At 66.7% G+C, this 10,186-nt stretch carries 12 protein-coding genes and 1 tRNA gene; 6 read left to right on the top strand and 7 right to left on the bottom strand.

The window, feature by feature from the left end; all coding sequences use genetic code 11:
• Positions 1-766, top strand: a 766-nt coding sequence (locus ELR45_RS20990) for a hypothetical protein (RefSeq protein ID WP_165367976.1), incomplete at its 5' end; no start/stop codon positions are given.
• Positions 767-812: 46 nt separating this feature from the next.
• Here ELR45_RS20990 and ELR45_RS20995 read toward each other — a convergent pair.
• The 6 genes from ELR45_RS20995 to bcp form a co-directional block, all read right to left on the bottom strand.
• A complete protein-coding gene (locus ELR45_RS20995; protein WP_129668090.1) occupies positions 813-1,691 on the bottom strand; it encodes a class I SAM-dependent methyltransferase in 879 nt (292 codons plus the stop codon).
• A gap of 72 nt (positions 1,692-1,763) precedes the next feature.
• A tRNA-Leu gene (locus tag ELR45_RS21000) sits at positions 1,764-1,849 on the bottom strand.
• A gap of 51 nt (positions 1,850-1,900) precedes the next feature.
• Entirely contained in the window at positions 1,901-2,554 is a 654-nt protein-coding gene (locus tag ELR45_RS21005) for an HNH endonuclease signature motif containing protein (protein ID WP_205856969.1), read from the bottom strand.
• 80 nt (positions 2,555-2,634) lie between these two features.
• Positions 2,635-3,285: a class I SAM-dependent methyltransferase gene (locus tag ELR45_RS21010; RefSeq protein ID WP_129668091.1), complete on the bottom strand. Its 651-nt coding sequence runs from the start codon at positions 3,283-3,285 to the stop codon at positions 2,635-2,637.
• Positions 3,286-3,381: 96 nt separating this feature from the next.
• Positions 3,382-5,061 (bottom strand): DUF8094 domain-containing protein, encoded by a 1,680-nt coding sequence (locus tag ELR45_RS21015; protein ID WP_129668092.1) that lies wholly within the window; start codon positions 5,059-5,061, stop codon positions 3,382-3,384.
• 62 nt (positions 5,062-5,123) lie between these two features.
• Positions 5,124-5,600 carry a thioredoxin-dependent thiol peroxidase gene (gene bcp / locus ELR45_RS21020; protein ID WP_129668093.1) on the bottom strand — a complete coding sequence of 159 codons (477 nt, stop codon included), beginning with the start codon at positions 5,598-5,600 and terminating at the stop codon, positions 5,124-5,126.
• A gap of 119 nt (positions 5,601-5,719) precedes the next feature.
• Here bcp and ELR45_RS21025 point away from each other — a divergent pair, with 119 nt between their 5' ends.
• Both ELR45_RS21025 and ELR45_RS21030 read left to right on the top strand, forming a co-directional pair.
• Positions 5,720-6,049: a DUF3618 domain-containing protein gene (locus ELR45_RS21025; protein ID WP_165367977.1), complete on the top strand. Its 330-nt coding sequence runs from the start codon at positions 5,720-5,722 to the stop codon at positions 6,047-6,049.
• A 65-nt stretch (positions 6,050-6,114) separates the two neighbouring features.
• Positions 6,115-6,411 (top strand): GroES family chaperonin, encoded by a 297-nt coding sequence (locus ELR45_RS21030; protein ID WP_205856988.1) that lies wholly within the window; start codon positions 6,115-6,117, stop codon positions 6,409-6,411.
• A gap of 37 nt (positions 6,412-6,448) precedes the next feature.
• Here ELR45_RS21030 and ELR45_RS21035 read toward each other — a convergent pair whose 3' ends face one another.
• Positions 6,449-7,147 carry a hypothetical protein gene (locus ELR45_RS21035; protein WP_129668096.1) on the bottom strand — a complete coding sequence of 233 codons (699 nt, stop codon included), beginning with the start codon at positions 7,145-7,147 and terminating at the stop codon, positions 6,449-6,451.
• Between the two features lie 450 nt (positions 7,148-7,597).
• On the opposite strand from ELR45_RS21035, the gene ELR45_RS21040 reads away from it, so the two are divergent.
• From ELR45_RS21040 to ELR45_RS21050, 3 genes are all read left to right on the top strand, one after another.
• The gene (locus ELR45_RS21040) at positions 7,598-8,113 is read left to right on the top strand and encodes a PH domain-containing protein (protein WP_129668097.1); all 516 of its coding nucleotides are present in this window, start codon (positions 7,598-7,600) and stop codon (positions 8,111-8,113) included.
• Positions 8,110-9,747, top strand: a complete 1,638-nt coding sequence (locus ELR45_RS21045) for a PH domain-containing protein (protein ID WP_129668098.1) — start codon at positions 8,110-8,112, stop codon at positions 9,745-9,747. The genes ELR45_RS21040 and ELR45_RS21045 overlap by 4 nt, the downstream gene beginning before the upstream one ends.
• A 129-nt stretch (positions 9,748-9,876) precedes the next feature.
• Positions 9,877-10,186, top strand: a 310-nt coding sequence (locus ELR45_RS21050) for a substrate-binding domain-containing protein (RefSeq protein WP_165367978.1), incomplete at its 3' end; no start/stop codon positions are given.

Raw genomic sequence — 10,186 nt, forward strand, 5'->3', positions numbered from 1 at the left:
CTTCTCCACCCTCGTCATCATCGTCGTCACCAGGGTCGACCTCACGCCTGGAGTCGACGATGCGAGTGGCGGGTTCGCGCTCCTCTTCCTTGTATTTGTGCTCGCGGCCCTGACCAACGTCATGTCGAGACTGCCACGCGCATGGCGCGCGTTGAGAGCCCGCCGTCGAGTCCGTCGGCACGAGCCCATGCCGGTGAGCGTCTATTACGTCCGGCCGGAAGAACCAGAGCCCTCCATGCGGCGCCGGTACCACGAGTTTCGTGGCCAGCCTTTACTGCTTCTGGTGGACGGTGATCAACGGATGTGGGTCGCGACACCGGAGCGCACAACTTTCCATGAGCGTGATTCGGGTCCGGGTTCGCCGGTGGCATGGGAGTACTGGAACAACCCGTGGATCGCGCCGTTGAGGGTCATGACGCACGACGGTCTCCTGGTTCTCGATCGGGTCGCCGTGGATCAGTACCGGCCTGCGGTAGACCTGCGGGCACCGGGACAGCGGCGGGTGCGGGAAACGCTGGAGAGTATCAGGGAAGGCAACGAAAGCGATCCGCGGTTCGCGGGTGGCCCCGTCCCAGGTGAGCTGATCGCGCCTCTGAAGGGGCGTGATCAGCTGGGGCTGGTTCTGCACCGTCCAGCGAACGCGCCAGCACGATCATCTCCGTACTGGTCTCCGTTTGACCGGATCAACGGACACGAGTATTTGATCTTCGGAACCGACACGGGTACCTGTCGCGGCTTCTACCTGAAGGAGCTCACACCGCTTTAGCGTCGACCGCGAGGTGCGGATAGTGACGTTCATCCGGGCGAGGGCGTCAGGCGGCGCGACGACCGACGTGGACGCTTCGGGCGCTGAGGGAGTGTATGTCGTCCCGGTGCCCCAGCCACACGTCGTCGTCCCGGTCGAGCAGGCGAGCCCAGGCCGCGGCGTCATCGGCGTCGAGGTCCCCGCTCTCGCTGGCCCGCTCGACGCGGTGCGCCAGGTTGTCGAGGACCTTCGTCAACTCGGCGTGGGCCAGCGGTGCCGTTTGCTCGAACATCGTCGAGCGGGTCGTGACCTCGGTGAGCCCGGCCTTGCGCAGCGCGGTGGTCCAGCCGTAGGGCATCCGTACGGTGCCGGGCAGCGACTCCCGCATCCGGCCGAACCATCGATCCTCGGCACCGAGGAGACGGTTCTCCAGGCCCGGCTCGCCCACGCCGAGATCCCACGGCAGGTGGCGACCGCGGAGACCGCCCTCGGCCAGCGCCAGGCGTCCTCCCGGCGCGAGATGAGCGGCCAGCGCATCGATGGCTGACTGCTGGTCGGCGGCGTGGTGGATCGACGCCGATGCCCACATGATGTCCGCGTTCCGCGCTACCGCGGGAAGGGACCTGAGGTCGTGATCGAGGTCCGCGCGGATGAGCCAGACACGTGCGCCGTCGATCTGTGCGTCAGCGACGCGTCGCTGCGCGGCGGCCAGGACCTCGTCGTCGCCGTCCAGGCCGACGACGCTCGCGTCCGACGGAAGAGCGGCGCTCAGCGCCATCGCCATCCCGGCGCCGCCGCAGCCCACGTCTACGGCCAGCCCGTCGCCCGGCTCGACCAGATGCCGCGCCGTCTCCGCATACCATGCCGCGTCGTCATCGACGGCCGCGCTGAGACGTTCGGCATGCTCGGACCAGTCGATCACCACCGGCGGCTCGTCCGTCGTCATCGCTCGGCGCTCCTCTCTCGACTTCATCGCTCAGGCCTCAGCCTAGGCCAGAGCCGGAGAGGAAGGCGGCTGTGGTGCGGGAGGTGGGACTCGAACCCACATGTCCGAAGACACACGGACCTAAACCGTGCGCGTAAACCAAATTCCGCCACTCCCGCAAACTCGGTGCCTATCATAGGCCATGCAATCGTCTCGGGCCAAGCGGGCCCTCAAGCATCAATCCGGTGCTCGGCGATCTCGATCCGCTCAGGACAATTTCGAGCCTTGGTATAAGAGGATGTGAGCCGTCTAACTGGAAGGTCGAAAACCACAAGCGATTGAGGGCAGAAGGTGACCAGATCGCCGTCGGTCCAGACGTGATGTCCCTTGTGCCGGGAAGGCTGCAAGAATGTTTCATTCTTGCGATTCTTTTTCGCTCCTGCCCACGTTGGTGTTTGAGTGTGACAGTTCGGGCATAGGAATCTCAGGTTCTCTGCTCGGCAGTCATCGCAGTCACCGCTGATATGATCAACATGAAGCGTCAGGCGGTTGCCGTTCCAGGAATTGCCCAGACCACACGCTTCGCAGCGATATTGCCTGCCGGACTCGATGAGCGCTCTGCGGAGACGATGGGCCTCGGCCCTACGGCTCCCAAGTGGCCTGACGACAAGAATCTCGTGCCATGTGAGCCGATTGCGAGGCGGCCTTCCTTTGTTGTGCGCTTGCCCAGTAAAGTGAGTCGTGTCGATTCCGAGCTGCTTGATGCGTCGGCTTATATGTGCATGGCTTCCTCCGGACTGTCTCATGCCCAAGTGGCGCAGTACGCCGGCGACGCTTTTGGATGATTTGACGGCTTCAATGAGCATTTCTCGTGTGTATTTCATGATCCGACGTTATCGGCTGGGTCTGACAAAGTCGGGGGGTGAAGTGGCTCTTGAGTCGCCTGTTCACTGATGGCAAACTTCTAGGTGTTGTTCGCCGACCGGATGGCGGAGCCGATGATATGCGGCGATGTGGGGAGAGGAATGCGGCTCTCCGGGAAGGTGATGCGCTCCATCTGCTCGATGGTGAAGCCCGCGGCGGCGATGGCGGTAGCCGTGTCGCGGTGGGCATGGTCACCCCCGGTGAAGAACGGCCAGATGGTGGCGTCCAGAGTCCGCTGAACTCTGCGCAACCGAGGGCTCTCGGCGCGGACGTGCTCGTAGAAACGGAGTTCTCCACCAGGACGGACTACCCGGAACATCTCGCTCAATGCCGTTGGTGGGCTCCGTACCGAGCAGAGTACGAGCGACGCGACCGCGGCGTCGAAGGTGCCGTCGTCTGCCGCGAGTTCCTCGGCGACGCCGTCCACGACCTCGATCGGGCGCGAGCTCTGGTCGGCCGCCTGCTCCGCCAGGTTGCGCAGGTACGGCTCGGGTTCCACCGCCACGACGCCGGTGACCTCCGACGGATAGTGCGAGAAGTTCATCCCGTTGCCGGCGCCGACCTCGATCACCCGTCCACTCAGTCCTGCTAGCAACCGGTCGCGATGCTCACCGACCTCTCGCTCCATGGCCTGGCTGGCCTTCGCGTAGACCCTGGCGAAGATCGGGTGGTGGACGCAGGCGCGTGGCATGTCGCCGAGCGTACCGCCCCTGCCGGAGCGGAATACAGTCGTTCGGCCACGTCGCGATGAGTGATCAGCGATGTGCTCGCTCGATGAGAGGGGCCTTCACTCCTCTTCGGCATAGTCCATCGCGTAGGGCAGCATCGCCTCCCCGGAGACCGTAGCCGAGCCGTCGTCGTCCACCTCGACGACGAAGCTGACGCCGTGGGTGATGGTCATCTCCGTCAGGCGGGTATCGCCCGGAATGGTGCCGTAGCCGTCGCCGTCCAGCGTGATCGTGTAGTCCTCATCGAGCGTGACGTCCTGCGTGCAACTGACCGCGGCCAGGGCCATCGCTCCGGATTCGGAGGCCAGCCAGCGCACATCGTCGCCATGCAGGGAGCAGTCCCGCTCTGCGGTGACCCGGTCCTGCGGCCCTTCAGTGATCTCGATTCCCTGCTCCGGTAAGGAGGCCAGACCACCGCCCCCCGAGAGGTCGACGCCGTCCGGCTCCTCGCCGGTCTCGGCATACGCTACGACTGCCTCGAGGACCTCTTCACCGCGGGCGGCGGAGTCCTCGTCGGCGATCGCCGCCGTCCCATCGTCGATGACCGGCCGGACCGGCTCAGCGTCGTTCGGCGGGTAGACTGAGAGCTCCGCCTGCCAGGGTGAGGCAGCGTCCTCACGGGTGACGAGGTAGTACGCCGGGCCGGCCTCCTCGCTCTCGGGTTCGGCCAGAGCGACGAACCACATGGGGTAGGCGTCGAACTCCGGCCCTGCGATGTGCTGCGGCGCGACCGTGAACGGCTCGATCGGGTCGCGGTCCTGTGCCTGCTGGACCTGGTAGCTCATCTGGGACGACGTCAGCAGTGGTCCGGTCTCCACGGTGGCGATGAGCTCGGGATCCTGTTCGGCGTTGGCCGTGTTGTTCGTCTCGGTGTAGTACGCGAAGAAGTCGTCCGCCGCCTGCGGGGTGACGGCCGCGACGGCGGTGTGCGCCTCGCCGTCGGCGTCGCCGGGAAGCTCCGCACAGCCCGCGAGCACGAGCACGGAGCCTGTGCCGATCCCGGCCAGGAGGGACATCCGCGCGGATCTGCCGGGGGACTCCGGCGGTGGCGGCGGCCCGACGGTCTCGGCGTCGCCAGGGGCGTCGGCCGCCGGATCGGGCGGTTTCCCGGTACCCGTCGTACGGCGGCCCGCGCGTCGGTGACGGCGGGCGGTGCCGAGGAGGACGACACCACCGGCGACGAGGATGAGACCCAGACCCGTTGCCAGCAACGCAGTGGCGAACAGGCCGTCGATCTCGGCGTCGACCGTGAGGTCGACCGCGAGTGGCGCTTCCGGATCGGCGGCGGTGACGACCACCTGCGTCGGTTCGTCCGTCAGCTCCACACTCACCGTCTGTTCACCGGTGCCGACGCTTGACCCTCGCCACCAGTCGAGCTCTCCCGGAGACGTCGCCGGGACGTCCTCCTCACCGGCTGCAGACTCGTGCGCGAGATCCTCGCGCCAGCCGGCCGCGGTGATCCGCTCGACGGAGACGTCCTGAAGATAGGACTGGGCATGTACCGGATGGGCGACGCCGACGAACGTGCCCGCGTCACCCGCATCGGCGGAGACGTGCAGGGTAGGGCCGGAAATGTCCAGCACGGAAGGCGTCGAGGTGATGACCGCGGTGTCCGTCGAGATCTCTTCGTCGAGAACTCCGAACGTGTCGTCCGGACCCACATAGACCGCCATGACGACGCCGGCGGCGATGACCGGAACGCCGAGGACGAGGAGGACGACACCGAAGAACCTACGCATGGCTCAGCACCCGTTCCCCTCGAGCGTCAACGGCCTGATGGAATCCCGCCAGGGCCAGGCGGTCAACCGTCGATACCCAGGTCGCGGCGGAGCTTCGCGACATGCCCTGTCGCCTTGACGTTGTACATCGCCTTCTCGATCTTTCCGTCGGCGTCGATGACGAACGTCGAGCGGATGACGCCGGTGACGGACTTGCCGTAGAGCTTTCGCTCGCCGTATGCGCCGAAAGCCTTGGTCACCGCCAAGTCCTCGTCCGAGAGGAGCGGGAAGTTGAGGCTGTCTCGCTCCCGGAAGCCGGCCAGCTTGTCGGGCGTGTCCTTGGAGACGCCGACGACGTTGAGGCCGGCGGCCTGCAAAGACGAGAGGTTGTCGCGGAAGTCACACGCCTGCGTCGTGCAGCCGGGCGTCATGGCCGCTGGGTAGAAGTACAGGACGACACGCTGGCCGCGGTAGGACGTGATGTCCACCGGGCTGCCGTCGGCGTCGGGAAGCGTGAATGTGGGCGCGGGGTCACCGGGGGAGAGTCGTGTCTCGGTCACGGTCCTACGGTACGGCCACGGCCGGGATTTCTTCTATCGTGGCGGTGCACGAAATGGCGGCGAAGTGGCCCGCGCGCCGATACGGTTAGTGAGACAGCGAATCGGACATGGAGGTGCGCGTGAGTACTCCGGACGCCGTGCGGCCCGGGTCGCGGCAGCCTGTCTCGGCTTCGCCGGAGGCGGGAGACGAGTCCGAACCGCGCCCCAAACGCTCCGCCAAGGAGATCGAACAGGCGATGGCCGAGCGCAGTGAGCGCCTGGCGATGAACGTCGACGAGCTGGTGAGCCGGATGAGCCCCGGGCGCTTGGCCCGCGACAGCGCCGGTCGGGTCGGTTCGAAGCTGACCACACCCGAGGGAGGCCCCCGGCTGGAAGTGGTGGGCGCCGTCGCCGGTGCTCTGCTGGTGGGTGGCTTGCTGATCTGGCGCGCCCGTCGCCGTCGCCGTTGAGGCGCGTATCCTGAGGGACCGTGACCGAAGAGAGTGCTGTTGACTCGGACAAGCTGCCCATCCGCATGCTGCATGACCGCGTGCTGGTCTCGCTGGACGCTGAAGCCGGCGAACGGAAATCGTCCTCAGGCATCGTGATCCCCGCCACGGCGGCGATGGGGCGACGGCTGTCGTGGGCACAGGTTGTTGCCTTGGGATCCAACGTCCGCACGGTCGCCGTAGGCGATCGTGTCCTCTTCGACCCGGAGGACAAGGCAGAGGTGGAGGTCCGTAGCGAGACCTACATTCTCCTGCGTGAGCGTGATCTGCACGCCGTGGCGTCTGAGCGGATCGCGGACGGCCAGACCGGGCTTTACCTGTAGCCAAGCCGATCTCGGCTGCCGCACCCTTTACGGGACACTAGCCGAGGCAGATCAGGAGCTCGAGCAGGGAGAGGTCGAGGCCCAAGCAGTATTCTTCTCGCTCGTCCGGATCCGTGGGGGCCGGCTCAGGAAAATCGGTGTCCAGCGTCGGCGGAGGGGATTCCTCGGGGTCGTCCGGCTCCTCGGACTTCTCTGGCTTCTCAGGCTCATCGGGTTCGTCTGGCTCGTCGGACTCGTCCGGTTCCTCGGGCTCTTCGGGTGCGTCCGTGGGATCGCGGTCGTCGGGGTCCTGCGAAGAGCTGGGCGGCGGGGTATCGTCCTTGTCCTCGTCCGACGGTGTCGTGTCCCGTGAGTCGTCCTCTTTGGGTGCGTCGGCCGGCTCGTCCGGCGTGTCGTCGTTCCGGCCGGTGTCCCCGCCGGTGTCAGCGTCCGCCTCGTCGTCGGGCCCGGATTGGCGCGGCTCGTCGTCCTCGCCCTGCTCGGTCTGCGCACCGTCGGTCTCGGTGCGGCCTTCGTCGTCATCGGCGGACTCGCGCGGCGTGCCGGTTCCGGAAGGCGTTCGCGCGGTGGGTCCACCTGTCCAGCCTTCGGTGCTCGTGCTGGAGGGCTCGCTCGACGGCGTGCCCACGGTGTGTGTCGTGACGAGGTCAGCGTCGGCCGTCACGCGGTCACCGCCGGTCGGGACCACGAGGCTGCCAAGGGTGATACCGACGGTGGCTCCGACGATGCAGGCCACGAGCGACGGGTATGCCCGGCCTTTAGCAACAAACCATCCCATAACAGTCGCAAACAAGCCGTCTTTGCTATGCGAACCCGGTTCGGAACTTCGAGGCCGGGGCCTGTTCATGGGGTCGTGCTCTGGCGGGGTGATGGGTTGGGTCCTTTCTCATGCGGCGTAGAGCGGATGCACGCAAGGTCGTCCTACAGAGTAGTGACTCGGCGGGTCGACGGAAATAGGGCGATCGGTCGATTCTCGGACGCGTATATAGGGGCGAAATGGCCAAATCAGCGGAATTGGGACGTTCGAATGCGGCTATGCGAACAGGGGCCGGGAGGATCGCGGGCGGGAATGTCCTCCCCGCGAAGGATCACCCGATTCATGCAGCTGAAGGACGGCGGAACCACCCCAGGTCGATAGATTCGAGATATCGGCTCGACGGCCGTTCACGATCAGTAGGAGCGCAAGATGGCGGAGCTCACCGAATCCGGAGCCCGGACCGTGCGGCTGCGTCCGCCGCGGCACCGGATTGAGCGCAAGGCAGTCCTGTGGTGGATGGTCCAGGCGATCGCGTTTCCGGGCGTGTTGTTGGCGGCATCCGTGATCGTCTACGCATGGTGGGAAGACGCGCGTCCGTGGCTGGCCGTCGCGGTCATCGGGCTCGCTGTCGTCACGGTCCTCACAGCGTTCGTGGAGCCCTTCTGGCGCTATGCCGTCCACCGGTGGGAGGCGACGGATGAGGCGGTCTACGCGTTGACTGGTTGGGTGGTCCGCGAGTGGCGGGTGGCGCCGATCTCGCGGATCCAGACCGTCGACGCTGTGCGGGGGCCGATCGAACAGATGCTCGGCCTGTCCACGCTCCGGGTGACCACGGCGTCGTCGAAGGGTGCCATCAACATCGGCGGGCTGGACAAGGACGTGGCGGCCGACATCGCCGACAGGCTGACCGTCATCACGCAGCAGACGCCGGGCGACGCGACATGAGCGAATCGCTCCCTTCGTACCGTGATTACGAGCCGGACCCGGCGGAAAGCACGGAGACACCCTGGCGGCGGCTGCACAGCCGGGTGATCTGGGTCGACGTGGCCCAGACCCTGCTGTCTCTGACGCCCGCCGTATTGGCGCTGCTGGTGTTCGGCACTGAACCGTCCGCCGGGACTCTGTGGCCGGTCGTCGCTATTGGAGTGTTCGGCACGCTGGGCGCCGTCACCGATGGTGTGCGGTGGTTCTTCACCCGCTACCGGGTGACCGGGTCCTACGTCGAACGGCGCACGGGCGTGTTCGTCCGTCAGTACCGCTCCGTGCGGCGGGACCGCATCCGCAGCGTCGACGCCACGGCCAAGCTACGCCACCGGCTGGCAGGCCTGCGCGTGATCAACATCGGCGCCGGGCAGCAGTCGAGTGCGGGCGAGTCGGCATTGGTGCTGGACGCGATCCTCAAAGCCGACGCGGAGGAGCTCCGGCAAGACCTGCTCTGGGCGCGGCCGAACGGAACGCGCGGGCGGGACGGGACAGGCCAGGCGGAGGCCGTGCCCGCCGGTGTTCTGGCTGAGGCTCGGACCGAACCGGCCGTTGACGTCGCGACCGACGATGTGGATGAGCGGGTGTTCGCTCGGCTGCGGCCCTCATGGGTGGTCTACAACATGTTCAATGTGTGGGCTTACATCATGGCGATCGGCCTGTTGTGGGGCGGGTTCTGGCTTGCTTCGACCTTCGGCATCGACGTCGAGGGTTTCATCGATGGCCTGGCGGACTGGGACGAGCTCGGCTGGGGGTGGAGTATCGCGATCGGTCTCGCGGTGACCGGTGCCATCGGCGTGATCGGCTTGGCGGTGAACTTCTTCACCGAGAACTGGAACTTCCAGCTGGCACGGGTAGCCGGCGAGCACGGGACGCAGCTGCGGACCAGGAAAGGGCTGTTCACCACGCGCGAGGTCAACCGAGACGACAACCGCATGCGTGGCCTGCAGATCAGTGAGCCGCTGCTGTGGCGGTGGATGGGGATGGCCGATACGAACGTGGTCACCACCGGGCTGTCGCTGTGGTCGTCGTCGCAGCCGGCGACCATCCTGCCGCGTGGCCCTATCGCGGTGGCCCGCTCCGTCGCTGCCGATGTGCTAGACGTGCGTCCCAGTCCGTTGGACGCGCCGCTGGAGCGACACCCTCGTGCGGCCTTGCATCGCCGGATGTGGTGGGCGACGGCGATCACCGCGATCGCCGTCGGGGTGCTGGCGTGGCTGGCCGCGACCGGCGTCGTGCCGGGGTGGACGGTCTGGCTGGGCGCGACGTCGTGGCCGTTGACCCTGCTCGGCGCGTTGGTGGCCTACCGTGCGCTAGGGCACGCCGTCGTCGGCTCGTATGTGGTGGTCAGGTCGGGCCTGATGAGCAGATCCACGGTGGCGCTGCAACGCAAGGCGGTCAGCACGATCGCGCTGCGGGAGTCGGTGTTGCAGCGGCGGCTGGGCCTGAAGACGGTGTCCGCCATGACGGCGGCCGGGTGGGGTGCGTACGAGGCCAGCGACATGGAGGGGGACGCGGCCGTGGAGTTCGCGGCCGCTGCCGCGCCCGGTCTGCTCGAGCCGTTTCTGCTGAGAGAACCGGTGCATACGGTGCGGTAGTTCCGATTTGAGTCGATTTCGGCTAATGTTCCCCTCGCTGTTCCGGAAAGGGGGATCGGAGCCGGGATGAGAGGACGCCACGCACAACGTGGTCACGGACCGCGACGCTCGCCGGTCAAGCCTGTCGGTGTGATCTTGGTGGTACTCGGTCTGGTCGCGGGAGGCATCTACCTGGTCAACGAGCTTATGGGCGACGACGGTCGGGACCCGTTCAGCCAGGGGAACGAACAGGGCCAAGGAGAGTGCGATGACGCCCGGCAGGTGTCGATCGCGGCCGCGCCGACCATCGCCACGATGCTGGAAGATATAGCCGAGAACTATGTGTCTGATGCGAGCGGCTCGGCCGGCGAGATCTGCGTCACAGTGACGGCCGTCCCGTCGGCCGAAGCCGTCGAGAACCTGGGCGGGGACGACACACCTGACCTGTGGGTTCCGGAAA

It is taken from the genome of Phytoactinopolyspora endophytica (assembly GCF_004138495.1).
Classification (GTDB): Bacteria; Actinomycetota; Actinomycetes; order Jiangellales; family Jiangellaceae; genus Phytoactinopolyspora; species Phytoactinopolyspora endophytica.